Source organism: Mucilaginibacter kameinonensis (genome assembly GCF_003675385.1).
Classification (GTDB): Bacteria; Bacteroidota; Bacteroidia; order Sphingobacteriales; family Sphingobacteriaceae; genus Mucilaginibacter; species Mucilaginibacter kameinonensis.
In genome coordinates this window covers 594,315-620,591 of the sequence record NZ_RCWZ01000005.1, presented here as the reverse complement: position 1 = coordinate 620,591, position 26,277 = coordinate 594,315, and the positions used below count along the sequence as shown (strand labels likewise).

General features: G+C 43.6%; 17 protein-coding genes, 1 pseudogene and 2 riboswitches. Of the genes and pseudogenes, 12 read left to right on the top strand and 6 right to left on the bottom strand.

The features are described 5' to 3' along the window. Window positions 1-217: 217 nt before the first annotated feature. The 6 genes from purL to EAH55_RS25640 all read left to right on the top strand — a co-directional run bounded on the left by purL (window position 218) and on the right by EAH55_RS25640 (window position 11,095). Window positions 218-3,874, top strand: a complete 3,657-nt coding sequence (gene purL, locus EAH55_RS25665) for a phosphoribosylformylglycinamidine synthase (RefSeq protein ID WP_121812164.1) — start codon at window positions 218-220, stop codon at window positions 3,872-3,874. A 292-nt stretch (window positions 3,875-4,166) separates the two neighbouring features. Next, window positions 4,167-5,507 (top strand): DUF5977 domain-containing protein, encoded by a 1,341-nt coding sequence (locus EAH55_RS25660; protein ID WP_121812163.1) that lies wholly within the window; start codon window positions 4,167-4,169, stop codon window positions 5,505-5,507. Between the two features lie 27 nt (window positions 5,508-5,534). Then, entirely contained in the window at window positions 5,535-5,993 is a 459-nt protein-coding gene (locus EAH55_RS25655; RefSeq protein WP_121812162.1) for a hypothetical protein, read from the top strand. Between the two features lie 53 nt (window positions 5,994-6,046). After that, window positions 6,047-10,048, top strand: a complete 4,002-nt coding sequence (locus EAH55_RS25650) for a DUF6443 domain-containing protein (RefSeq protein ID WP_121812161.1) — start codon at window positions 6,047-6,049, stop codon at window positions 10,046-10,048. 7 nt (window positions 10,049-10,055) lie between these two features. Continuing rightward, window positions 10,056-10,607 (top strand): hypothetical protein, encoded by a 552-nt coding sequence (locus EAH55_RS25645; protein WP_121812160.1) that lies wholly within the window; start codon window positions 10,056-10,058, stop codon window positions 10,605-10,607. 197 nt (window positions 10,608-10,804) lie between these two features. Further along, on the top strand, window positions 10,805-11,095 hold the full coding sequence (locus tag EAH55_RS25640; protein ID WP_121812159.1) for a hypothetical protein: 291 nt from the start codon (window positions 10,805-10,807) through the stop codon (window positions 11,093-11,095). A 266-nt stretch (window positions 11,096-11,361) separates the two neighbouring features. Here EAH55_RS25640 and EAH55_RS25635 read toward each other — a convergent pair whose 3' ends face one another. Continuing rightward, on the bottom strand, window positions 11,362-11,811 hold the full coding sequence (locus EAH55_RS25635; protein ID WP_244228360.1) for an Arm DNA-binding domain-containing protein: 450 nt from the start codon (window positions 11,809-11,811) through the stop codon (window positions 11,362-11,364). A 34-nt stretch (window positions 11,812-11,845) separates the two neighbouring features. On the opposite strand from EAH55_RS25635, the gene EAH55_RS25630 reads away from it, so the two are divergent. From EAH55_RS25630 to EAH55_RS25615, 5 genes and pseudogenes are all read left to right on the top strand, one after another. Beyond that, entirely contained in the window at window positions 11,846-15,220 is a 3,375-nt protein-coding gene (locus EAH55_RS25630; protein ID WP_208644937.1) for a TonB-dependent receptor, read from the top strand. 19 nt (window positions 15,221-15,239) lie between these two features. Then, window positions 15,240-15,869 (top strand): annotated as a pseudogene (locus EAH55_RS31325) (RagB/SusD family nutrient uptake outer membrane protein); the annotation flags it as partial. A 278-nt stretch (window positions 15,870-16,147) separates the two neighbouring features. Continuing rightward, complete coding sequence (locus EAH55_RS31320; protein WP_244228381.1) at window positions 16,148-16,819, top strand: RagB/SusD family nutrient uptake outer membrane protein; 672 nt, start codon at window positions 16,148-16,150, stop codon at window positions 16,817-16,819. Window positions 16,820-16,825: 6 nt separating this feature from the next. Beyond that, window positions 16,826-18,214 carry a sulfatase family protein gene (locus EAH55_RS25620; protein WP_244228358.1) on the top strand — a complete coding sequence of 463 codons (1,389 nt, stop codon included), beginning with the start codon at window positions 16,826-16,828 and terminating at the stop codon, window positions 18,212-18,214. 12 nt (window positions 18,215-18,226) lie between these two features. After that, entirely contained in the window at window positions 18,227-19,720 is a 1,494-nt protein-coding gene (locus EAH55_RS25615; protein WP_121812158.1) for an arylsulfatase, read from the top strand. 25 nt (window positions 19,721-19,745) lie between these two features. On the opposite strand, the gene EAH55_RS31090 is transcribed toward EAH55_RS25615, so the two are convergent. Genes EAH55_RS31090 through EAH55_RS25595 form a run of 5 tightly spaced genes read right to left on the bottom strand, consistent with a single transcriptional unit; the run spans window position 19,746 to window position 24,882 of the window. After that, window positions 19,746-19,883: a hypothetical protein gene (locus tag EAH55_RS31090; protein ID WP_162997046.1), complete on the bottom strand. Its 138-nt coding sequence runs from the start codon at window positions 19,881-19,883 to the stop codon at window positions 19,746-19,748. A 23-nt stretch (window positions 19,884-19,906) separates the two neighbouring features. Continuing rightward, complete coding sequence (locus tag EAH55_RS25610; protein WP_121812157.1) at window positions 19,907-21,205, bottom strand: cation:proton antiporter; 1,299 nt, start codon at window positions 21,203-21,205, stop codon at window positions 19,907-19,909. 10 nt (window positions 21,206-21,215) lie between these two features. Next, window positions 21,216-22,034, bottom strand: coding sequence for a serine O-acetyltransferase (locus tag EAH55_RS25605; RefSeq protein WP_121812156.1), 819 nt, complete (start codon window positions 22,032-22,034; stop codon window positions 21,216-21,218). Between the two features lie 18 nt (window positions 22,035-22,052). Then, on the bottom strand, window positions 22,053-23,978 hold the full coding sequence (locus tag EAH55_RS25600) for a family 2A encapsulin nanocompartment cargo protein cysteine desulfurase (RefSeq protein WP_121812155.1): 1,926 nt from the start codon (window positions 23,976-23,978) through the stop codon (window positions 22,053-22,055). Further along, window positions 23,962-24,882 carry a family 2A encapsulin nanocompartment shell protein gene (locus tag EAH55_RS25595; protein WP_121812154.1) on the bottom strand — a complete coding sequence of 307 codons (921 nt, stop codon included), beginning with the start codon at window positions 24,880-24,882 and terminating at the stop codon, window positions 23,962-23,964. Before EAH55_RS25595 ends, EAH55_RS25600 begins: the two co-directional genes overlap by 17 nt. Before the next feature lie 146 nt (window positions 24,883-25,028). Then, window positions 25,029-25,151: riboswitch (SAM riboswitch) on the top strand. A gap of 97 nt (window positions 25,152-25,248) precedes the next feature. Between EAH55_RS25595 and EAH55_RS25590 the strand changes: the two genes are divergently transcribed. After that, a complete protein-coding gene (locus EAH55_RS25590) occupies window positions 25,249-25,695 on the top strand; it encodes a protein-disulfide reductase DsbD domain-containing protein (protein WP_112566059.1) in 447 nt (148 codons plus the stop codon). Window positions 25,696-26,130: 435 nt separating this feature from the next. Then, a riboswitch (SAM riboswitch) is annotated at window positions 26,131-26,243 on the top strand. Window positions 26,244-26,277 lie beyond the last annotated feature (34 nt).

Here is a 26,277-nt window from a genome sequence, read left to right as displayed (position 1 = left end):
CAATATTTATTTTAGAAACGCACAATCATAATAGTTTAAAGTAAACTTCTTTAGGAGAACAGCAATAATTACTTTTTTTGCTTCCACGATTTCATTGAAGTACTAATAACTTTCAACACTATAATGGGTAATTAGTAAAGCTATAATCATAAGCAGTTCTCCTTTAATGTTGGCTGTTTTTTAAAAAAAAGCTAACTTTGCACCTTGAAACAAGGATATGATTTACTTTTTCTTTAATAAAGCAAATACGGTGTTTGCCGTACAACATAATCAAACGCTCCATCCGACAGATATTTCAAAACTAAGCTGGCTTTTTGCAGGCGCGGAGTTAAACCGGGATACAATTGTGACCGGTTTTTTTGTTGGTCCCCGGGCGGCGATGGTTACTCCATGGAGTACCAACGCGGTTGAAATTACACAGAACATGGGCATTGAAGGTATTATCCGCATCGAGGAATTTGCAGCGGTTGATCCTGATTTTTCGGCTTTCGACCCGATGCTGTTTCAAAAATATTCAGCGCTTAATCAGGAGATCTTCACGATTAACATTAAGCCGGAACCAATCCTGGAAATTGAAGATATCGCCCAATATAACAAGCAGGAGGGACTCTCTTTAAGTGACGAAGAGGTTCAATATTTAAATGGCCTTTCTGAAAAATTAGGTCGTAAGCTGACCGACTCTGAAGTATTTGGTTTTTCTCAAGTGAATTCGGAGCACTGTCGCCACAAAATTTTTAACGGAACTTTTGTGATTGATGGACAGGAGCAACCTGTTTCTTTGTTTAAGCTCATCCGCAAAACGTCTGAGGCCCACCCGAACGGGATTGTCTCGGCTTATAAAGATAACGTAGCCTTTGTAAAAGGGCCCGTAGTTCAGCAATTCGCACCAAAACGGCCCGATGTACCTGAATTCTACGAGATCAAAGATTTTGAATCTGTAATTTCCCTGAAAGCCGAAACTCATAACTTCCCTACTACTGTTGAACCTTTTAACGGTGCGGCTACAGGGTCGGGTGGTGAGATCAGGGACAGGATGGCCGGTGGCCAGGGGTCTGTTCCGTTGGCGGGCACAGCGGTATACATGACAGCATTATCGCGCTTAGCAGCAGACCGCCCCTGGGAAAATGGCGTTACCGAGCGTAAATGGCTTTATCAATCACCGGTCGATATTTTGATTAAGGCCTCAAATGGTGCATCTGATTTTGGTAACAAGTTCGGTCAGCCGCTGATCACGGGTTCGCTGCTCACTTTCGAGCATGAGGAAGAGTCACGCACGCTGGGTTATGATAAGGTAATTATGCAGGCAGGCGGTATCGGTTATGGCAAGCTATCGCAAGCCAAAAAACACAGCCCGGAGGTAAGTGATAAAGTGGTGATTTTAGGTGGCGATAATTACCGTATCGGGATGGGAGGTGCAGCCGTTTCATCAGCAGACACTGGCGCTTTAGGTTCGGGAATCGAGCTGAATGCTATCCAGCGCTCAAACCCGGAAATGCAGAAGCGCGTATCAAATGCGGTCCGTGGAATGGTGGAAAGTGATATCAACCCGATTGTTTCTATCCACGATCATGGTGCCGGCGGTCACTTAAACTGCCTTTCGGAGCTGGTAGAAGGAACCGGAGGCAAGATAGACCTGGATAAACTGCCTGTTGGCGACCCAACCCTTTCAGCGAAAGAAATTATCGGAAACGAATCTCAGGAACGTATGGGGCTGGTGATCGGGCAGGAAAACATAGAAATCCTGCAAAAGATTGCTGACCGCGAACGCTCTCCGATGTATACGGTGGGCGAAGTGACCGGTGATCATCATTTTACCTTTGAATCAGCCACTACCGGTGCCAGGCCAATGGACCTTAAAATGGACGATATGTTTGGTAGTTCACCAAAGGTGGTGATGCAGGATAAGACAATCGAACGAAAGTATAGCCCGGTAACCTATAACGTATCCCAATTACAGGCTTACCTCATTCAGGTACTACAACTGGAAGCAGTAGCGTCTAAAGACTGGCTGGTTAACAAAGTAGACCGTTGCGTAGGTGGCCGCGTGGCGAAGCAGCAATGTGCCGGTCCCCTGCAATTGCCGCTGAACAATTGCGGTGTAATGGCGCTGGATTATCAAGGCAAGGATGGTATTGCTACTTCAATAGGTCATGCGCCGCTTTCGGCGTTGATTGACCCGGCATCAGGGAGTCGTAATGCCATTGCCGAATCGCTTTCTAATATTGTATGGGCTCCGTTGAAGGATGGCTTGCAGAGCGTATCGCTTTCGGCCAATTGGATGTGGGCTTGCAAAAATGAGGGAGAGGATGCCCGTTTATATGCGGCTGTAAAGGCCTGCTCTGAGTTTGCAATTGAACTGGGTATCAATATCCCAACAGGGAAGGATTCGCTTTCCATGAAGCAAAAATATAAGGATGGCGAGGTGATTGCGCCTGGTACTGTGATCATTTCGGCAGCCGGACATTGTGACGATATTACAGGGGTGATAGAGCCTGTGCTGCAAAAAAACGGGGGCGCGATTTATTATATCAACCTGTCAGGCGATACTTATAAACTGGGCGGTTCATCATTTGCTCAAATTTTAAATAAAATAGGTTCCGAAACACCGGACGTATTAGACGCTGACGCTTTCAAAAATACGTTTAACACCTTGCAGCAACTGATCAAAGCAGGTCAAATCCAGGCCGGGCATGATATAGGCAGCGGCGGCTTAATCACTACCTTGTTAGAACTCTGCTTCGCTGACCGCGATTTAGGTGCAACAATCGACCTTTCTGCATTGGGTGACCAGGATATCATCGAAACGCTGTTTGCTGAAAACATCGGAATTGTTTTCCAGGCTGATGCAGCAGCCGAAGCGGTGCTGGAACGCAATGGTGTTGCTTTCTGCAAGATTGGGACTGTTGAAGCGGCAGCTACGCTAACAGTGAAAAATGCTAACGGTAGCTGGTCGTTTGATATTGATCACCTGAGGGATGTGTGGACTAAGACCTCTTACCTGCTGGATCAGAAACAAAGTGGCCCGGAGAAAGCAAGGGAGCGTTTTGATAATTACAAGAACCATGTTTTAAAATATAAATTCCCGGCAGGCTTTACCGGAAAGAAACCGGTTATAGATGAAGGCAAGCCACGACCAAAAGCAGCCGTAATTCGCGAGAAAGGCAGTAACTCTGAGCGCGAGTTAGCTAATGCGATGTACCTCGCCGGTTTCGATGTGAAGGATGTCCACATGACTGACCTGATCTCGGGCCGGGAAACACTGGAAGACATCCGGTTTATCGGAGCAGTAGGTGGCTTCTCTAACTCGGATGTATTGGGATCAGCCAAAGGCTGGGCTGGTGCCTTCATGTATAACGAAAAGGCCCGCGTAGCCCTTCAAAACTTCTTTGAACGCGAGGATACGCTCTCTGTGGGTATTTGTAACGGTTGCCAGCTGTTTATTGAGTTGGGCATGATCAACCCTGACCACGCCGAAAAGCCGAAGATGCTGCACAACCAAAGCCATAAACACGAAAGCGGCTTTACTTCGCTAACCGTACAACCAAATAATTCGGTAATGTTGTCTACGCTGGCCGGTTCAACGCTTGGCGTTTGGATCTCGCACGGCGAAGGACGGTTCCAGTTACCATATGCTGAAGACCAATATACCGTCGTAGCCAAATATGGCTATGAGAGCTACCCCGCCAACCCCAATGGCTCAGACTACAACACTGCCATGATGTGCGACAAGACCGGCCGTCACCTGGTGATGATGCCCCACATTGAGCGTTCTCTTTTCCAATGGCACTGGGCTAACTATCCAACCGGGCGTAAAGACGAAGTATCGCCATGGATGGAAGCATTTGTAAACGCAAGGGTTTGGTTGGAGAAATAGGATAAGTAACTTGTTTTTAGAGAGCCTCAACTTTGGTTGGGGCTTTTTTTGTGGGGGTAGTGAGAGATTTTGATTAGGCGTATGATTTCGATTTTTCGCAGATGTTGGAGTTTTGTAAAGAATATTCGATTGTGCTTGAGAAAAAAGAAAATGGCGGATCCCGGTGACAAAAGTTTTTTAAGGATTGGGCAGTTTTAGTAATTTCTCGATACTAGCCGATGACTGCTTCTAAAAACGTTCTATGGGCCTCTCTCCATTGGTCCGCAAATCACCGAAGAAATTAAAGTTCTAAATGCCAGATAATGAATATGTACTTTATAAAGTTGTGTACAATGGTAATGCAGAGACAGAAACATCCGATAGCCACCTGAAGCCTTTCCGGTATTTTAGTAAATACAACCTGAACGTCAACCTGACGGAAGAACAAACGAGCACGGTGCCTGCGAAGCTTTACAGCTATATTTACGGTTATAATAACAATCATCAAATTGCAGCTATCGAAAACGCGAAGCTGGATGATGTGGCATATACGAGCTTTGAATCCGCTGAATACGGCAACTGGACCTTGAGCGCAAGCCCGGTCTTCGATCTGTCTTCAGTAACCGGGACCAGGTTGTATGACCTTGCTAAGGGATCGATTACAAAAAGCAATTTAACGCCATCAACTTCTTATTATTTTACCTACTGGACAAAAAATACGGTTTCATATGCCATATCAGGAACCCAGGGCACACCAACGCTGCTGGCTGCAAGAAACGGATGGAACTGCTATCAGCATCTTTTAACAGGTATTAATGCGCTAACCCTCGCTGGCAATGGTTATATAGATGAATTGAGATTGTATCCTGTCGGTGCAAAAATGACCACCGCTACTTATGAGCCGTTGATTGGTATGACCAGTAAAAATGATGATAACAACCAGGTTACTTATTACAATTATGATGAATTTAACAGGTTACAGTACATACGGGATAATGGAAAAAACATCATACAAGCCTATTGTTATAACTTTAACGGTGAAGCGGGAAATTGTTTCACTACTGTAAGTAATCAGGCTCAATCGGGCTCATTTAATCGAAACAATTGTGGCAAGGGCGTCCGGGGCTCTTCTGTAACTTACACAGTTCCTGCAGGAAGGTACGTCGCATCAACGCAGCAAGGCGCCAATGGACTGGCACAAATTGAAATTGACCAAAACGGTCAAAATTATGCTAATGCAAACGGAACCTGTTCTTCATTAACTTTATATGCCAAGATTGAGTATTCGAATTATACCGGGGATTCCTGGAGCGACCCGAATACTGGTGAACAGGCGAGTTCTTCGCTTGCAGATGTTACTATCAAATTGTATTCTGATGCTGCCGGTAGCGTGCCTTTTGTTCTGGACCGAACAATAACCGTGATCGTTACGGAGGGGTCCACTCAGACGACGGCATACAATGGAACTGTTACAGGTTCCAGCAACACCAATTATACGATATCTGCAGGGCAATCATCGCTATCATTAGGGCATCGTTTGCTTTCCAGTTATGGTCAGTACCTGGATCCGTATTCCGGTTCGGGGTTCATTTACGAAAGTAGCGACTACACCTACAATGTTGTTGATAATAATGACGAATACGTATCTCTCTAGGCACGATCTAATTAAAACACACAATTCATGAAAAAGATATTTTTAGTAACGATCATATTTCTGCTGACCTCCGCTGCATTGCATGCTCAAGCCAACAGGACTATTGATACAACGGACTATATACATAAACTTGCGGGCGATCTCGATATTGCCCCCGCTCTCGCCGCCAAGGTATCAACGGCCATGCGAGCAAACGAGGCCCAGATGGCTTCACTGATAAAACGGAAAGATCTGAAACCAGATGAAAAACAGCGGCAATTCCAGCTGTTGAACAGTGAACGGGAGGCTGGCGTAAATGCTTTACTCAACGCTGGCCAGCAGCAACGTCTGTCAGAATTAATAATGCAGCGGATAGGCCGGGCCCACTTTGCACGAAAAGACAGTTTGTTTAGAGTTAAAGAGAAAGAAAAATATTTTCTATCGAAACACCTAAATTCAACTTATAACAGCAGGGACTCGGTTCAAAAAAGAGACGGCAGCCTATAATAGCGATTATAATTTACCTAAATCAATAACAGGATACAAATTCATTCATCAATATGTTTGTAAAACAAAAGAACAAAGGCACGTTGTCCAACCTGCATGTTAATGTGGTTCTTTTTCGTATCGGCATTACATTGTTTCTGTCGAGCCTTATTTCGTTTAATGCTTTTGGTCAATTGACGTTGAATGCCCCAAACACGGTTGGAAGTTATTCTGATCCGGTCAGCATAACCTTGGGGGTTAATTTTTCAGCAAACGGAGCAAATGGCGCATTTTCGGCCACGATAAATCCGAGTTATAATACCGGAAATTCACAGGTAAGTTTTGTATCCAATTGGGTACCGAGGAGCCCGTTAGCTTCCGCCTCAGCTTTAAAAGCGAAGGAAACCGATAACAATTCTGTCAATATTTCAACTAAGTTTTTTGATGGCTTGGGTAGGGTTATCCAAACGGTTGAAAAGAATTACACATCTGGTAGTAAAGACCTCATTACTCCATTTGAATACGATAATCTTGGAAGGCAGGTAAAAAAATATCTCCCATATGCTTATTTAAATACATATGCCGGCAATTATCGTCCGGCAGCGATCTCAGAGCAGCAAGCATTTTATAATTCCGGAAGTACTATTAATGCTCAAAGTAACAGTCCGTCATCCAAAGTCCTGATCGAAGCATCGCCGTTAGAGAGGATATTGGAAGAAGGAGGGATGGGGGAGAGTTGGCAATTGACTGGGACGACAGGAGGGGGACACACCAGGAAACATGATTATACAGTAAATAACACAATCGCGATCAGCGACGTGGCTAATACCCGCATAGTCGTGGCCTACGGTGTTACGGTCGACAATGATGGCAATCGGTCTCTCACTGTTTTTGGAACGAACGGATATTATAGTGATGGTGATCTTTTTGTTGAAATAGACAAGGACGAAAACTGGATTAGTTCTGACGGTCGGGATGGTACCTCGGAAACCTATACGAATAAACAGGGCGAAGTAATATTAAAAAGATCTTTCATCAAGAATCCGCAGGGCATACTGGAAATCGTTTCCACTTACTACGTATATGATGATATCGGAAACTTATGTTATGTTTTACCGCAAAATTCAAACCCTGATCAATTATCGCCAAGCAATACTGTAAACATTTCTGCATCTCTTCTTAATTCGATATGCTATCAATACCAATATGATGAAAAGCAGCGATTGGTAGGTAAACTTACGCCTGGGAAGAATTGGGAATATTTGGTGTACAACCTGCAGGATCAAGTGGTAGCGTCACAGGATGGAAATCAGAAAGTAAATAACCAATGGATAATCAAAAAGTATGATGGATTAGGAAGAGAAATTATCACTGGCGTATGGGTTAACAACTACCCGAATACAACAAGGGAATATTTGCAAAAAAACGTTTTAAACCAACAAACGGCTTTTTTTGAAACGCGCAACTCTACAGGAAACGGTTACTCATCGGTTTCGTGGCCACAAGATCTGACGGACATTTATAAGATTGATTACTTTGATGACTATAACGTACCCGGTGCCCCCGCTGGTTACACGTATCAAACTTACGCAGGTAATCCCAATGGTTATAGCAATCAGACTAATGGATTCCCTACTATATCACGTACAAAACTTATATCTGGTACTGGCCTAAATCTATGGACTTTTAGTTACTATGACCAAAAAGGGAAGTTAATACAGGTTCAGGCAACCAATCATTTATCGGGTAAGGATATCATTAATAGCGAATATGATTTTAGTGGCAATCTGACTAAGACGGTTCAACAGCATTCAAGTGCCACTGCTGTTTTAACCATTACAGACCGGTTTACCTATGATCATCATGGCCGGGAGTTAAGGCATTATGAGCAAGCCGGAACCGATACTGAAATATTGATGAGTGAGTTGACCTATAACGACGTTGGCCTAGTGATTGATAAGAAACTCCATCAAAAAAGCGGAAATACCAGGTTTTTGCAAAGCATTGATTTTAGGTATGATATTCGCGGGACACTTCTTTCAGTCAACGATCCCACTTTACTGTCAAATAGCAGTACAAATCCGGATGACACGAACGTTAGTGACAACGATAAGTTTGGGTTAATCTTAAAATATGATCAGGCCGATCAACCGCAATACAACGGAAATATAGGGTCGAAACAATGGGGGACTGCCAAACCTGCCGGAAGTTCCGCATTGTCACCGATATTTAAATATGATTATTCCTACGACAAACAGGATAGAGTCGTCCAGTCCACATCGTCTACCGGAACCATAAAAGACGAGAATTTCTCAGAATACCTGTCTTACGATAAAATGGGGAACATCCTATCTATAAAAAGATGGGCTAAATTAAACACGGGCAAATCTATCATTGATGACCTAAGCTATTTATACAAAGGAAATCAGGTGAATAGGATAGATGACGCCAGTAATAATAATATTTATGGGTTTAAGGATAACGGGAGTGGTACAATAAGTAAACAACCCGACGAATATGATTACGATCAGAATGGGAACCTGAAGAAAGATTTAAATAAGGGAATCAGTCAAATAACCTATAACTGTTTTAATTTACCTGCACAAATTACCTGGACAGATGGCAGGACATTGTTATACGACTACGATGGAGAGGGTAATAAGACCCGAAAAACCTACACGGTCGGAACTAATGTCTATATCACCGATTACCTGGGGATATTCCAATATGAGCAAGGTCAACTCGCGTTTTTCAACACAGAAGAAGGGCTGGCTAGAAAAAATGCTGCTGGAGGACCTTACATTTATCAGTATTTCCTAAAAGATCAAGTTGGAAATACGCAAGCCGTGATCCAGCCGATTTACCCGGCAGAGACTAATGCTGACGTAATACAAATAACCAATTACTATCCTTTTGGTTGGGGGTACCAATCAGATGACCCGGCGACATTATTTAGCTTCGTAAATGGAACCGCGGACAAGTATCTTTTTAACACCAAGGAATTACAAGATGGCATAGATACATATGATTTCGGTGCCCGAAACTATGATGCGGCAACCGGTCGATGGAATGCGCCGGATCCGGCAAACCAATTGCTGGACCAATCCCCATATTTAGCTATGGGTAATAACCCGGTGATTTACAGAGACCCGGACGGGAAAGTATTTGGAGTGGATGACTTGATTGTCGCAGCAGTCGGAGGAGTCATTAACTTAACCACTAATGCAATCCAGGGAAATGTCCACGGCGTTGGCTCTGCGTTTTCATACTTCGGAGTTGGTATGGCAAGTGGCGTAGCGACCTATTACGGCGGACCATTAGCCGGTGCCGCGGTTTTAGGCGCCGGAAATAACCTAGTAGACCAGGTGGTGGCAAATGGCTGGGGGCACATCAATTTGGGAAAGGTTGCAGTGGCTTCCGCAACAAGTGTAGTGACTGGATGGGCCGGGGGACAGCTTTCAGGTGTAATTTCTCCGTATATTAATGGTTTCACTTCCAAAATTGCCAGTCCTGTAGTGCAACAGGCATTGACGGATGGATTAAACAATATCGGGCCCGGTTTTGTGCTCGGAACAGGAATGGCCTTGATCAACGGAAGTAGTATTAAGGATGCATTAGGACAAGGACTAAGCGGCGCTGCCATGGGCTTTGCCACAGGATCAGTTACTGGGGCTGTACAGGGTTTCAAGTATGCTAGGGAAAATAATTTAGATTTGTGGAGCGGGAAAAGTACGAGGCCTCCTGACCTTCCTAAGGCACTGAGCGGAAGACTTGGAAATATTGATACAAGGACACAGATTAAAGATATTGCGGCGGAACTGAAAGCCAGGGGATATACGATTACTGGAGGCGGAGGTGAACAGCCTGAAGAGTATCTTCCACCAACAACGCCGGGTGCTCGGAAAGGGGGGGCATATGTAGATATAACTGCGGAACACCCCGACTATGGAATTTTACGTATAAATACTGTCGATACCTATAAAAGCGGACGAATAACGATCCGGGAGTTACGGAATGCAATCAGGATCAGATCTCAGATACCGAAAGGGCAGCATCTCCTATTAATAAAGAAGTAACAGAACTATGAAGAGTAAACAATTGATGTTTTTTGCGACGTTTGACGATATAAAAGGTATTATCGAAGACGTTGAAGCTGCTGAGCACTTGAAATCTTATCTGACTGGTAGCTTCGAAACCGAAGATAGGGTTGAATATAGATCTCTGCTTTCGGTTCCTGACTTAGGGAAAACTGATAAAGGAGACTGGATGACAAGTAATAATTATTTAATCATTCCTCGCGGGGCATCTTTGAAGGTCGAAATCGTTCCGCAGCGTAAAGGAGGGGTAAGATATTATGTGAGTCAACCATTGAACAGTGAAAGTATCGTAATTAAATTCGGGGGAATTTACACCAGCAAACCAAATGTTTTGATAGCCGGGAGAATGGGAACAGTTTCCCAGGAGGCCTTCTCACTACGCCTTTACAATTTATTTGCTTCCAAAATCAAAAAAAAGTTCAAGAAGAAAATAGGCATGTTCTATTTTGGACCCGAAGCGACTCTCTTGTTAAAAGACGGCTGGCGCTTAGTCACAAATGAACAGGCGCCAAGGGAAAGCGATTTTGTATATGAATAGGTCATGGAATTTAATTTTTGATTGAAATTATATCAAATCTATAATTGCTTTGTCTAGCAAGTTCGAAGATTTAAAAAATGCATTGCTTTTAAAAGATCGACGATATTGTGACAGTTCAATGTTTGGGACCGAGGCAACCTTCGCCTGTAAAGGGATAAGACATTCCCGAACTAGGAAATTGACTTATTAAAAACACAATGAAGAGGATTCTTTTTTTGATAAGTTTATTAAGCGTATCATTTATAGTTCGTGCGCAGTGGTCAAGTAATGGAAACAATATCTGTTACAATACAGGTAACATCGGAATTGGTACCACTGCGCGGGCTGCACCTGTACATATCAGTTTAGTGATGGCACCCGGAGCTGTAAATGAGGTTTTGCGTTTCGAACAACGTGGAGAGGGCGGCAACGAGCTTGGGGGGAATATTTTATCGATCCAAACTAAGCTGTGTCAGGCCTTGTATAGTTTGCAGTTGAATTATACGTGATCGGGCTATTTATAAATAAATATGGTTGTAGCGCTTTTTACTGGGGGCACTTTATCAATAACAAAATGATCTTATAAATAACTTTTTATAAGATGTTAAATTTTAAAAGTCACTAATAGTCATTAATAGTGTTTTTCTCTATTGATGGGAGTATTAATATTAGAATAATCAAAACTAATAATAACTCACAATGAAAAGCTTGTTTCACAAGTCCAATAACAAACATTCTTAAAACCACTGACATACAGTTACAAATTAAACCACCTTTATAGTGTTGCCTTGGCCAATGTGGCAATTTTTTTATTATGGTCTTTAAATATGTCTATAAGCATTCTCGTTTTTTCGCTTTTCCCCAATAGTTTATCCCTTAGAGTTTCAGCGTTAATAATGCTTTTTGCTTCAGTCAATTGACTGTGCGCCTCGTAAACTTGTTTTTGCAACGTGTCTAAATAGGCATTAAAGGATTTGACGTCCTCCTTAGTTCCTTTTAATCTTCCCGCACTGCTTTTCCATAGACTTGGCTCACATTCCCGTCCTGTAGTAGTTTCGGAACGTTTACCGTTTACGGTAATACGTAGATAAATCGGCACCAGGCCGCTTTGATAGTTTTTTGGCTTTTTTAAATAAAAAAGCAAGCTGAAGTTTGAATGATCTTGCAAAAACAGGAAATTTTCGCTACCGGATTTCCGGAAATCATGTAATTGTTTTTGCTGCACACAAAGAGAAATGAATTTAATAACCCCTTATAATATGAATGAAAATTTCCCCAACAAACTATTGGCGATACGACGACTGGCCCGGGTGCTCATGCTGAGTTTCCTGTTGATCTCGTGTACTTCGTTTCTTTTGTTTGCCGGTAGTATAAACGGACAAACTATTAATGATACCAAAATATCGGTAATTTTTGAAAACGTAAATCTGAAGACCGCATTAACGCAGGTTGAGCAAAAAAGTGGATTTATTTTTGTTTACAACGAAAGTCTACTTAATCCATATAACAACTTTACTTTGAATAAGATAAATATACCTGTTGCCGATTTACTGAACCTATTGCTCAAAAACACCGGTCTCACTTATAAAACGCATAACAATAAGGTTTTAATTGTGCCGAAAGAAAAGCCAAGGCCTTTAGTGCCAAAACCTGCCGTAAACATTTCGGTAAGCGGTAGAGTAACAGATGATAAAGGTGTAGCGCTGCCTGGTGTTACCGTAAAAGTTAGGGAAGTAAACCAGGCGGTGGTAACTGATGCGGACGGTAATTATAAGATCACGGTCAACGAAGCAAACACTACGCTTGTTTTTTCATTTGTTGGTTTTAAAACCCAGGAAATAGTGTTGAACGGCCGAACTGAAATAAATGTTCAGCTTGCAGTTGCTGCCGGACAGCTGGATGCCGTAGTAGTTGTTGGCTATGGCACACAGAAAAAGACCAGCCTTACCAGCGCGGTGAGCCAGGTAAGCGGCAATACACTTGTGCAAAGACCAGTATCAAATGTGCAGCAATCATTACAAGGCCTTGCACCGGGAGTAACTGTATTAGACAGGGGAGGTGCGCCGGGGCGTTCAAATGCCACCATACGTGTACGTGGCATTACTACTTTCAATATTAACAGCAGCAGCACTGGCGGATATGACCTGAGTAAAAATGATGCGTTGGTTATTATAGATGGTATCGAGCAAAAACTGACGGATATTAACCCTGATGATATTGATAATGTATCTATTTTAAAGGACGCGGCGTCTACGGCAATTTATGGTTCAAGGGCCACTAATGGCGTAATACTAATTACCACTAAACGTGCGAAGGAAAATAAGTTATCTGTAAATTATAACTATTACTATGCTTCGCAAAATGCTATTAACAAGCCCGAAATGATGGGCCTTGAGGCCTATATGCGTTTGGAGCAGGTAGCCTATACCAATGCCGGTGCTGCATTGCCTACCCGTTTTACTGATGAGTCTATCAATACCTGGGTAAACGCTACCGATCGCCTCAAATATCCTTTACCTAACACTTGGTTTCAGACCATGCTGCATTCAGCTCCGCAGCAAAATCATAGTTTATCATTGGCGGGTGGCGATGACAAATTCAAAGCCCGTTTAAGCGCCCGTTATTTAACGCAGGATGGTATTGTGGTTAATTTTAAAGACCAGATCAAGGAGGCAAAACTGAATACGGATTACACCGCGGCCAAGATCCTGAAGTTTAGCGGCGATCTTAATTACCGCAGCAATTACTCTACAGTACCCACTGTAGATCCGTTTAACAATTTTTACCATGGATCGCTTTGGGCTGTTCCTAAATATCCCGATGGCACTTACGGCTTGAGCACACAGGGTAATAACCCGTTGATGTTCGCCGAAATAGGAGGGCTTTCATCTCAATATGATGATAACCTGATCGCTAACTTTAAAGCCGAACTGGAGATATTACCCGGCCTTAAATTGTCTACACAATACGGTGCAAGGATAGAATATATCCAGCAAAAGAATTTCACTAATTCGTATTCCAATACCGATAAAAACACCAGCATTACAAAAACGGTTGCCAACAACAGTTTAACAGAGGTGCGCAATAATTTACGGGAATATACCTGGAATAACCTGCTTACTTATGAAAAAACAATCGGTAAGCACTCGTTTCGCGGACTTGTTGGGTACTCCGAGATTTACGATACCCAAAGTTATTTGAGTGCTTATCGCGAAAGGTTTTACAATAATGATGTAGAATCGATAGGGCAGGGTGCCAACGACGGCACCAAAAGCAATTCGGGATATGACGCCAATTTTGGTTTGCGCTCTTATTTTGGGAGGATCAATTATACTTACGATAACAAATACCTTTTTGAAGCCAACGGCCGCTATGATGGTTCATCTAAATTTACCGGCGATAAACGCTATGGCTTCTTTCCTTCATTCTCGGGCGGCTGGCGCATTTCACAGGAAGGTTTCTGGGACAATGTGAAAAATGTTGTCAATGATCTTAAGCTGCGGGGATCATGGGGTAAAACAGGTAACCAGTCAGTCGACCTGTACAGCTATTATTCCGCACTGGCCCTAACAATTTACACCTTCGGCGGTGCATCGGTGCCCGGTTATCGCCAATCAACACTGGCTAATACAAACCTTGGATGGGAATCGACTACGCAGCTTGATCTTGGTCTGGATGCAACATTCCTGAATAATCGCTTAAACGTAACGGCAGACTACTACAGAAAAGTAACCAATGATATTTTATTAAATCTGGGAATCCCTGCAACGGTCGGTCTATCCGCGCCGCCTCAAAATGCCGGTTCTGTCGAAAATAAGGGCTTTGAGTTTAGTGTTGGCTACCATGGCGGCGAATCTGGTTTAAGGTATAATATCAACGCCAACTTTACCATTAACCAGAACAAAGTCCTCGATCTGAAGGGTACAGGACCTTATATTACCGGTTCTGATATCGATCCCCGGTATATCATCAAGGTCGGTTTACCCGTCAATACACTTTGGGGATATAAAACTGATGGTTTATTTCAGACGCAGGCCCAGGTTGACGCTTATCCAACATATGCAGCAAATTCTAAACCAGGCGACGTGAAATATGTCGATCTGAATAAAGATGGTAAGATCGACGCAAACGATATGACCGCCATCGGTAATCCGTTCCATAAATATACCTTCGGCTTAAGCAGCGACTTTGCATACAAAAACTTCGATCTAAACTTCTTGTTCCAGGGAGCTGCGAAGGTAGATACCCGCCTGTCGGGTGCCCTTGCCGAAATGGGCAACCAGGAAGGTTTTACATCAGCTATTTATACTAATAACTATTGGACGCCCGAAAACACCGGGGCCCGTTTCCCAAGACCTATTAAGTTCGATCTGCGTAATGTAGCTACCTCTGATAGGCTGATCATTAACGGCTCATATCTGCGCCTGAAAAATATACAGATAGGTTATAGCCTGCCGAAAGAAACAGTAAGCAAACTGCATCTGAGCCGGATCAGGTTCTATGTGTCGGCTACCAACCTGCTTACTTTCTCCAAACTTAACGAGTGGAAACTTGATCCTGAAGTGGAATCCGGAAGGGCTACTTATTACCCTCAAACATCGCTTTATACAGCAGGTATCAATGTTCAGTTTTAACTCCCTTTAGTCAAACATCATGAAAAATACTTCATATAAATATTTTATCGCTATTGCACTGGCCGGAGGGCTTTCGTCGTGCCGTAAAAATCTGCTCGATTCTGTACCTAATGATCGCGTATCATCCAATATTTTTTGGAAAACCGAAAACGACGCGCTATTGGCGGATAATGCCTTGTATACCGATCTGGATGGAACCAGTATTTTTACCTGGGATGCCTTGAGCGATATTGCTCATACCAACCAAAATTTTGATACCCAGGCATTCATCGAACTGGGAACCTATGACATCGCCAACGCTAAAATTTATAACGAGTGGTCGGCGGCTTATACCGGTATCCAGGCAACAAATTATTTTCTGGAGAACATTGATAAAGTTCCTTCAATAAATACTACGCTAATTAACCGGTTTAAAGGCGAGGCTAAAGTACTACGCGCTTATCAGTATATTAAATTGGCCGGCTTTTTTGGCGATGTGCCTTTAATTACCAAGACGCTTACCATTGCTGAAGGGCAGCAGGTTAGCCGTACGCCGATAAGTCAGGTATGGGATTTTGTGGATAAGGAACTGTCTGATGCCGCAGCATTGCTGCCTGCGAGCTACGCAGCTGCTGATAAGGGACGAATTACTTCAGGTGCTGCCTGGGCACTTAAAGCCAGGGCCGATCTTTGGGCCGGCAGATACCAGCTTGCCGCAGACGCGGCAACGCAAGTGAAAGGTTATACGCTTTATAGTTCCTATCAAAACCTGTTTAAATACGCTGCAGAGAACAATTCGGAAGTTATTTTAGATAAGCAATTTTTAAAAGATTCTTATTCAAATGGAGTGTTTGCACTGCTTGCTCCATACAGTCAAAAAAACGCACAAAGCTACTATGTGCCAACCAAAGCGTTGGTTGATGCATATGAGACATCAGGAGGTAAAATATCAATGATGCAGGCAGTGGTTTTGATCCCTACCATCCATATGATAACCGTGACCCGCGCCTTCGTTTTTCTGTTTATGTTGATGGGGATCTATTGCCAAGCGGAATTGCCTTTAAACCGGCCCCAAATAGTGGTACAGCAGATGCCATCGGAAGTACCTACATTGCGTCAACAACCGGTTATAACATCAAAAAATATATCAATGCGGAGGATTACGCCAATCCATCAAACAGCGGTATTAACATCATCTTACTGCGTTATGCTGAAGTTTTGCTGACCCTTGCCGAGGCTAAAATTGAACTGGACCAGATAGATCAATCGGTTTATGACGCTATCAATACGGTGCGTAACGGTCGCAGCGATGTTAAATTGCCGAATATCCCCACGGGGTTAACCCAGGAACAGCTCAGGCAAATTGTGCGTCATGAGCGCACGGTTGAGCTTGCTTTTGAGGGCTTGCATTTGTTTGATATCCGTCGCTGGAAAACGGCAGAAACGGTAATGAACGGCCCGGTTTACGGAATCACCTACGCCGATGCCAGCAACAAACTTGTAACCGTACAGGTAGTGTCATTTAACCGTGTGTTTGATAAATCAAGGCATTACCTGTGGCCTATCCCACAAAAGGAAACTTACCTGAACCCCAACTTAAAACAAAATCCCAACTGGTAAACGATAATGAGAAAGCTAAATATGAAATATAATTTGAAAGCAGGTAAATGGATGTTTGCGGCAGTCCTGTCATTAACAATGGCAGGCACGAAGGCCCAGCAAAGGCCCAATATCATTTTTGTACTGGCCGATGATATGGGTTATTCAGATTTGAGTTGTTACGGTAACCCGGTTATCAAAACGCCTTTCCTGGATAAAATGGCATCAAAAGGTGTCAGAGAAACTAACTATGTAGTGACAAGCCCTTCGTGTTCACCATCACGAGCTTCACTGCTTACCGGCAGGTACGCTTCGCGCATGAATGTCCCTTATCCGCTTTCTCCGGGATCAAAACTTGGCCTGCCCGACAAGGAGGTAACTATTGCCGAAATGTTGAAAGGAGTTGGATACCGTACTGCCATGATTGGAAAATGGCACCTTCGGGATCATTTTTCTTTTCAGCACCCCATGGCACAGGGCTTTGATTCATACTATGGTTTGCTTTACAGCCACGATTACCGGTCGCCTTATGTAGTTACAGATACCACCGTCAAACTATTCCGCAATCACAAGCCCGAGGCTATCAAACCTGCCGATTCTTCAATAGTTGATCTGTACACTAACGAGGCTATCAGATTTGTTAAAAACCAAAAGAAAGATAAACCGTTTTTCCTATACCTGGCTCATAATATGCCGCATTTGCCAGTGGCATTCGCTTCATCTAAAAAGAATAAAGGCCGCTCTGATGGGGGACACCTTGGCGATGTTGTTGAACAACTGGATGCCAGCTTGGACGAGATCTGGAAACAACTGGAGAAACAGGGCCTTGCAGATAATACCGTGTTCATGTTCTCAAGCGATAATGGTCCGTGGATAGAGTTTCCATCACGTATGAGTGGTGACGGTGCGACCAAGCACTGGGATGCAGGCACCGCTGGCGTGTTCCGTGGCAGTAAAGGTTTGAGTTACGAAGGTGGCGTACGCGAACCTTTCATCGTTTATTGGAAGGGACATACCGCGGCCGGGGCTTCTTTAACCAGCATGACCAGTAACCTTGATGTGTTGCCAACCCTTGCCGAATGGGCCAAAGCACCGTTGCCAAAAGGACGTACGCTGGATGGGCAATCCATTTCGGGCTTGCTGCTTGGTAAAGAAGCTAAACCAAAACACCGGGAGATCTACTATGTAAATAATGGTATTTGTGAGGCCGTAAGGCAGGGCGATTGGAAGTATCGCGAAATTAAGAGCAGCAATACCAATACCGGAATAGTAAAACAGGTTCAGGAATCTAAAACAGAACTGTTTAATTTAGCGTACGATCCGAGTGAGCGCACCAATGTAATAGAGGAGTATCCTGAAATCGCGAAACAGCTTAAAGCTTTATTTGATCAGTTCCCGGGTAATACAGAAAACTAAATTCAAAACCTTATGAAAATCCCTTTTATTTTCCATCTGATCGTAACGGCGTTTCTGACATTGTTCAGCATAACTGCAAGCGCTCAAAAAAAGCCTAACATCATCTATATTTATGCGGATGATCTGGGTTACGGCGAGTTGGGTGCTTATGGCCAGCAAAAGATAAAAACGCCGTTTCTGGACAAGATGGCGAAAGAAGGGATTAGGTTTACGCAACATTATACCAGCACGCCGGTTTGTGCACCGGCGCGCTGTATGTTACTCACCGGCAGGCATGGTGGCCATTCCTACATCCGCGGAAACTATGAGTTCGGTGGTTTTGCCGACTCGACAGAAGGGGGGCAGATGCCTTTGCCGGAAGGCACTTTTACTATTGGACATATGTTGAAGCAAGCTGGTTATACTACCGGGGCCATAGGCAAATGGGGGCTGGGAATGAGTGCTACTACAGGTGATCCGAATAAACAGGGTTTTGATTATTTTTACGGTTATCTTGATCAAAAGCAGGCCCATAATTATTACCCAACCCATTTATGGGAAAACGGTAAATGGGATACACTGCACAACTCCAGCATTTTTGTGCACCGGAAGCTCAGAGACAACGAAACGGATAAAGCAGCCTACGATTACTTTATAGGGAAAGATTACTCGATAGATCGCCTCTCGGCAAAAGCGCTCGATTTTATTGGTAAAAACAGGGATAAGCAATTTTTCCTGTATTTGCCATTTACCATTCCGCACTTATCATTACAGGTGCCACCGGAGGCATTGAAACCCTACCTGGGAAAGTTTGATGATAAGCCTTACCGTGGGGAGCAGGGTTATGCGGCTACTTTATATCCGAGGGCTACCTATGCGGCCATGATTACCTATATGGATACGCAGATAGGGAAGATCTTTGCTTTATTGAAAAAGCTGAACCTGGATGAAAATACAATCGTAATGTTTTCAAGCGATAATGGAGCAACCTTTGATGTTGGTGGCGTAGACACCCATTATTTCAACAGTGTTGCAGAGTTGCGCGGCCGGAAACAGGATCTTTACGAAGGCGGTATCCGCGAACCTTTTATAGCACGATGGCCGGGAAAAATTCCCGCCGGTAAGGTGAGCGACCTTGTTTCGGCACAATTTGATATGATGGCAACATTTGCCGAAATAGCGGGTATAAAAGCCCCTCAAAGTGATGGCCTATCCATATTACCCACTTTGCTGAATAAGCCGGGGCAAAAACAGCACCCATATTTGTATTTTGAGTTTCCTGAAAAAGGCGGACAACTGGCTATCAGATATGGCCACTGGAAAGGTGTAAAATCAAACATGAAAAAGGATCCTGCCACCCGTTGGGAACTTTACGACCTTAGTAAAGATCCGTCTGAAGAAAATGACATAGCCCAGGCACATGCCGACCTGACTGCCTATTTTGACCAGATCGTTAAAAAAGAACATCGCCAGGCACACATTCACGAATGGGAATTTGTAATGCCGAAGTTCAAGGCCGGTGATTGAGCGCAAGAAATCAGCACTGATGCTGCTATTTATATGAAAAAAGATCAGGATACTTCCTTGCTGCGGTGAAAATCATATTCATCGAATCGGCTACCCAGATCCTGACATCATCAACCATTTTCAACGCTTCTGAAGTCACTGCTTTAGAACGCCTGACCTTCATATAGCCAAAGTTATAAAACCGGCTTAAAAAGTTTCTTGGGTGACATCGATTGATTGAATAACTGCAGGTTCTTTTTCTGTTTGCAATTGCTGTTCTTTTAAAAAATAATGTTTCATAATTGGGCCGGATATAATCATGGTGCCTACGGTCATTACTACCAAACCCTCAAACACAGGTCCGCTGATGATTTTGGCCTGCAGAGCCAGCAATCCTAAAACTATTTCCTGCGAACCCCTCGCATTCATTCCGAAGGCTACAGCTATCGATTCGTTTTTACTCATGCCACTCATAGCGCTTCCAATTCCGGCACCTATTAATTTAGCCAGGCAGGCTATTACCAGAATGATCAATACAATTTCCAGATCAAAATTGGCAATGAAGTTTAGCCGTAAGCCAACCGATGCAAAAAACAATGGCGCCAAAACGTTGATAGTGAACTGGTGTAAAACGTGCTTATGTTTCTCGGTAAAATATGGAGAATCATTAATGCCGATACCCACCAAAAAAGCACCGAAGATACCACGCACGCCAAGTCCTTCGGTAACGCATGCGCTGATCAGGCACAAGCAAACAGACATGGTAAGCACCCGCCCGGGTTTCTCGCCTTTGCCGGCCAATGCTAATAGTTTGTGAATAAGCCAGCGCCCACCGGTAAGCATGAAAATCGCGTAAAGTACAACTATACTTACTGCCCAAAAGGAGGCGTCACCTTTGCCAACATTCATCAATTGGATAATGACCGAAAACAAGATCCAACCCAGAAAATCATCCACCATAGCAGATGTAAGCACAATATTGCCTATCCGCGTATTGAGCAGGTCGAGATCAAGCAATATTTTGGTGATCACCGATAGGGCGGTGATAGAAAGCGCTGTGCCAAAAAATAATGAAGTTACCAGTTGGTTATTAAACCCGTTAGCAAAATGGCTCTGGTATAAAAACCATACCGAGCCAAAGCCAATGGCAAACGGGAATAAGATACCGGTAAGGCTGATACTGATAGCCTGCTTTCCGTTCTGCCTGATCTGCTTCAGATCTACCTCAAAGCCCGCAATGAACATCAGTAAAATAATACCTATGTTGGCAATGCCGTCAAATGCCTGGAAGGCATGAGGCGTTGATAGAAACACACCATTAAAAAGACCGGGAGCTAACGCCCCAACTACGGTAGGGCCTACAATAATCCCGGCAAAAATCTCGCCTATGATGGCAGGTAGCTTGTACCTGCGGCATAACTCGCCCAATAGCCTTGCCGGTATCAGGATGATGAGCAGGATAAGCAAAAAGTGTATTATCTCTGATGAACTAAGTTTAGAAACCATATTGAAAAAATTACTGCGGGTTTTCTTTTACCTCAATTCGTAATTGATGGGTATTGAAAACATGGGAAAAGGGCTGAACACTTTTTGTTAAAAACACACTGCCACCAATTACGCTATGATGACCGAGAACAGTACGTCCACCTAAAATGGTACTGCGGGCATAAATCACTACGTTATCCTCAACTGTTGGGTGCCTTTTGGTTTCGGATAATTCTTTGCTTACTTGTGCTGCCCCTAATGTTACACCTTGATAAATCGTAACATACTTTCCAATAATGCTTGTTGCACCAATTACTATACCTGTGCCATGATCTATGCAGAACGGTACTCCAATTTCTGCTTTGGGATGGATATCTACACCGGTTTGGCCATGCGCGTGCTCAGATAATATCCTGGGTAAAATAGGGATGTTTAGCCGTGTAAGCTGATGCGCTATGCGATAAACAGCAATGGCATAAAAACCGGGGTATGAAACAATAACCTCATGTACACTGGTTGCAGCAGGGTCTTTTTCATAGATCATGGACGCATCCTTCCGCAGACGGTTGTAAATTTCATTCAACGAATCATAAAAGGAGGCCACGGCATCCTCAATATCGAGATCCTTCGGATCGAGATAGCTTAATAGGATATTTTCAAGATCTATCTGGTTCTTTTTCAGGTGCCCGCCGTATATCGATAGTTTATTGGCATGGTTGTTCGGGAATAGAAACTCAAACAGATCAGACAGCCAGCCAACGCACTGTCTGATCTTTGGAGTAGCTTCCCATTCGGCTTTATGAGTTTCATAAAGCAACTGTATAAAACTGTCAAGCTTATCGTCTTTCATTGTGGTGGTTTTGGTGGTTTATCTTTTAAGACCGTGAAGCGTATTTACCAACAGGTCAATTTCGGCGCAGGTATTATAAAATGCCAGTGAGGGCCTAACTGTGGCTTCAACACCAAAGCGCCTTAAGATAGGCTGGGCGCAATGATGCCCAGAACGAACAGCGATGCCTTGTTCATTTAAAGCATGACCAACTTCTTCGGTTTTGTAGCCCTCAAGCACAAATGATAATACGCTGGCTTTTTCTTTTGCGGTACCAATCAACCGGATCCCTTTTACTTGTTTAAGCAGATGAGTAGCATATTCAAGCAGGTAATGTTCATACTGGGCGATAGCAGGCATGCCCAGCCGGGTAACATAGTCAATAGCCGCACCAAGACCAACCGCGTCTGCAATGTTACCGGTTCCGGCCTCGAAGCGTGCGGGTGCATCATGGTATTGGGTGTATTCAAAAGTAACATCCTTGATCATGTTACCTCCGCCTTGCCAGGGTTGGGTTTGATTGAGCAGCTCTTCTTTGCCGTAAAGCACACCTATACCTGTAGGGCCGAACACTTTATGTCCCGAAAATACAAACCAATCGGCATTTAAAGCTTGTACATCAACCGGCATGTGCGATACAGACTGTGCGCCGTCAACCAATACTTTGGCCCCGGCCAGATGTGCGAGATGAACAATTTGGGCCGCGGGGGTAACCGTACCTAAAGCATTTGATACCTGCGTAAATGAAACCAGTTTGGTTTTAGGGCCAAGTAGTTTTACATATTCGTCAAGGATGATCTGGCCGTCGTCATCAACGGGGATCACTTTAATTTTTACACCCTTTTTAGCCGCCAGCTGCTGCCACGGAACTATATTGGCGTGGTGTTCCAGTTGGCTAACAATGATCTCGTCGCCGGCGCTGAGGTTTTGCTCGCCCCAGGTTTTGGACACCAGATTAATGGCTTCGGTTGCGCCACGTACAAAAATGATCTCGTTAATTGATCCCGCGTTCAGAAAGGTCTGCACTTTTTTGCGTGCGCCCTCGTAAGCATCCGTTGCCCTTGCCGCCAGTTCATGGGCCGCGCGGTGGATATTTGAATTTTCGTGCTCGTAAAAATAACTGATGCGCTCAATCACCTGCCGGGGCTTTTGGGTAGTGGCTGCATTGTCAAGCCATACCAATTGTTTCCCGTTCACCTGTTCTTGTAAAATCGGGAAATCGCGCCTTACAAGGTTTACATCAAACGGCGGACTGATAATGCTACTGATACCAACCTGCTTAACCTTTTCCCCGTCGGATTTTACTGCCGGTAATCCATGGCCGTCCGTTAGAAAATAAAATGGAATTTCGGCGGCGACAGGCACACCGTTAAATGGTAGCACTTTTGAAGGCCCTGACGTATTAATATTGCTTAATATCTTCTTCAGTTCTGCTTCAAAGCCCTGATCTTGCTGATAAGGAAGGTGGAGCAGATTTTGGGGAGCGGTTGAAAGCTGCTCAACCTCGAAATTTTGCTTTAAAGCCACATCGGGTATCAGATCTGTTTTTACCAGATATGAGTCGTAACCAAAGCTGGGTTTTGAGGGTAATTGCGCTCCAAAAGCGTTAATCGGGTTATGCCGGACAGGCTCTGAAACATTAGTATGTGCGCTTAAATTAGGATCCGCGAAACTGGTTTGCGGATCCTTCAGGTTAATAGCATTATTCTGATTAATAGCCGATGGCGAAACGCCGCCACCGCCAATGGTACTTGATGGTACCGAAGTAGCAGGTGCATTGGCCTGAGGTTGCGGCCCCAATAAACTTGCATCACCTATACTGCCCGGCAATGGAAAAGCTTGCGGCGTTTGCTGAACCGGCAATTGACCTACAATGTCGCCTGGCTCGGCCTTAAAAAACTGGTTGGCCAGTTGTTCCAGTTCCTGCAGGCTGGGCAGGTTATCCGGATTAATATTTGTACTCATAATAGTTACCTAAATCAACATCTTCCAAAACAGCTATAGCATCATCAACTAAAACAGCTAACGAGCAGTAAAGCGATACCAGGTATGAAGCAATGGCCTTATTGTTAATGCCCATAAAGCGCACCGATAATCCTGGTGACTGTTCGCCCGGTAAACCCGGCTGGAATAAGCCAACTACGCCCTGGCGGCTTTCGCCTGTACGCAAAAGGATGATCTTTGATTTGTTATTTACTATAGGTAGTTTATCAGAAGGGATAAGCGGGATCCCTCGCCAGGTAATAAATTGTGACCCAAATAAGGATACTGTTGGCGGCGGCACACCACGGCGGGTACATTCGCGGCCGAAAGCGGCTATCGCTAATGGATGCAGCAGGAAAAATCCGGGTTCTTTCCAAACTTTAGTGATCAGTTCGTCAAGGTCATCCGGAGTAGGGGGGCCGAGCCTTGTTTTTATCTTTTGCGATGAGGCTACGCTGCTCAATAAGCCATATTCAGGATTGTTGATCAGCTCGCTTTCCTGGCGTTCTTTAACAATCTCGATAGTAAGGCGTAACTGCTCGCTGATCTGGTTATAGGGTTTACTGTACAGATCAGATACCCGGGTATGCACATCTAATACTGTATTTACAGCGCTCAGGTTATACTCCCGCGGGTTTTCTTCATAATCAACATAGGTAGATGGCAGCTCACGCTCATCGCGGTTAGAGCAATCAACTTCTACATTGTTAGCATCAACAACTTTGTTTAAACGATAAACGCCTGATTCAACAGGGATCCAGTTTAATAAATGTGTTAACCAGCGAGGAGTAATGGTTGACAATTGCGGAACGGTACGGGTGGCTACTGCCAACTGCCTGGCGGCTACGTCGCCGAGAGCGGTTTGTTTTTGTTTTTGATCGGGCATTTTTTAGTAAATGAAATAAGTGTTTAAAGCTGATTTGGTGGTGCTTTTCAATGTTTAACACCTGCTTTGCAATGATATAAAATAAATTATATAAAATCTATAGGAATTATAGATTTTATTGTATGTTTGCATCATCAGTTCTTTAACACTTATCCAGAAAAGACGGAGGGAAAGGCCCCATGAAGTCTTGGCAACCTGTACAATACCTTATATTGTAATATTGTAAAAGGTGCTAATTCCTGCTCCCGGCAAAGGGAGAAAGATAAGATGCTACAGGTTTATACAAATATCTCCACAGCTCTTTTCCTGGTAAGTTTACTGAACCCTAAAAAAAGAAGAGAATAAACCATATCATCACTATATCGAATGAAGAAATTCATACTTACCGCTTTAACTTCTGTTATTGGCACTGTGGCTTACTCGCAGATACTTGCTCCGGTAAAATGGTCGTACGCGGCAAAAAAAATTGACAAAGAGCAAGCCATCGTTTTTATAAAGGCCGATATTGAAAAAGGCTGGCATATCTATTCGCAGCGTGTTGCTGATGGCGGACCGGTAAAAACTTCGTTTACGTTTGATAAAAGCGATGACTATACATTGAGCGGAAACACTTCAGAACCTAAGGCTGTCAGTAAGTACGAAAAGGCATTCAGTATGAATGTGCAGTACTTTGAGCAATCGGTAATTTTTCAGCAAAAAATAAAACTTAAAAACGGGCAAACTTCGGTTAAAGGCACACTAAATTATATGGTGTGCAGCGACAAGCAATGCCTGCCTCCTGAGGATGTAGAATTCAGCGTCCCTGTAAAATAAATACCACATAATAATAGTGTTTAACAGATCAATAGCCACCAACTGAACTGTTAAACGGATGTTGAAGCGGTACAAAAAACTGCTTTAAAAACTAATACCATGAAACCGAAAACGAATATTATCACTAACGCCTTTGAACAGAATGGTGGCGCCCTTTTCTGTTGTTACCAGTATTGTTAATTAGCGCAGTTTGTGTCACGGAAATTGATCCTGAAATAAGATCAACATCCTGGCTGTACTAAGTGCGTTGCTTTGCTATGGTGGTAAAACAGGCGTGTGCTGTACAGACCAGGATGTTTATTGTTTACAATATAAGATTTTAATGAAATTCAATTCTAAATAAAAAATATTCTACTAAATCTATAGATTTTATTGTTTTTATCATATTTATTACTATCTTTACAGCATTCTAATTAACCCCACCATTAATTAGTTGATTTATAAAGAATAAGGGAGAGGAAGTCTCGATGATCTTATAGCAACTTTTCAGCAATGAAATAAGTGCTCAAACTTTTTTGCAGGGCGATGTTGCTATGCAAATATAAATTAACTAAACACCATGAACACTAAACATGACTATCC

Bases quoted from the DNA above. Each gene is read 5' to 3' on its own strand.
- EAH55_RS25610 (WP_121812157.1), bottom strand. From the start codon at position 21,205: ATGGTTTCTAAACTTAGTTCATCAGAGATAATACACTTTTTGCTTATC.
- EAH55_RS25640 (WP_121812159.1), top strand. From the start codon at position 10,805: ATGAAGAGGATTCTTTTTTTGATAAGTTTATTAAGCGTATCATTTATA.
- EAH55_RS31090 (WP_162997046.1), bottom strand. From the start codon at position 19,883: ATGAAGGTCAGGCGTTCTAAAGCAGTGACTTCAGAAGCGTTGAAAATG.
- purL (WP_121812164.1), top strand. From the start codon at position 218: ATGATTTACTTTTTCTTTAATAAAGCAAATACGGTGTTTGCCGTACAA.
- EAH55_RS25645 (WP_121812160.1), top strand. From the start codon at position 10,056: ATGAAGAGTAAACAATTGATGTTTTTTGCGACGTTTGACGATATAAAA.
- EAH55_RS25605 (WP_121812156.1), bottom strand. From the start codon at position 22,034: ATGAAAGACGATAAGCTTGACAGTTTTATACAGTTGCTTTATGAAACT.
- EAH55_RS25615 (WP_121812158.1), top strand. From the start codon at position 18,227: ATGAAAATCCCTTTTATTTTCCATCTGATCGTAACGGCGTTTCTGACA.
- EAH55_RS25660 (WP_121812163.1), top strand. From the start codon at position 4,167: ATGCCAGATAATGAATATGTACTTTATAAAGTTGTGTACAATGGTAAT.
- EAH55_RS25655 (WP_121812162.1), top strand. From the start codon at position 5,535: ATGAAAAAGATATTTTTAGTAACGATCATATTTCTGCTGACCTCCGCT.
- EAH55_RS25595 (WP_121812154.1), bottom strand. From the start codon at position 24,882: ATGCCCGATCAAAAACAAAAACAAACCGCTCTCGGCGACGTAGCCGCC.
- EAH55_RS25590 (WP_112566059.1), top strand. From the start codon at position 25,249: ATGAAGAAATTCATACTTACCGCTTTAACTTCTGTTATTGGCACTGTG.
- EAH55_RS25600 (WP_121812155.1), bottom strand. From the start codon at position 23,978: ATGAGTACAAATATTAATCCGGATAACCTGCCCAGCCTGCAGGAACTG.
- EAH55_RS25650 (WP_121812161.1), top strand. From the start codon at position 6,047: ATGTTTGTAAAACAAAAGAACAAAGGCACGTTGTCCAACCTGCATGTT.
- EAH55_RS25630 (WP_208644937.1), top strand. From the start codon at position 11,846: ATGAATGAAAATTTCCCCAACAAACTATTGGCGATACGACGACTGGCC.
- EAH55_RS25620 (WP_244228358.1), top strand. From the start codon at position 16,826: ATGAGAAAGCTAAATATGAAATATAATTTGAAAGCAGGTAAATGGATG.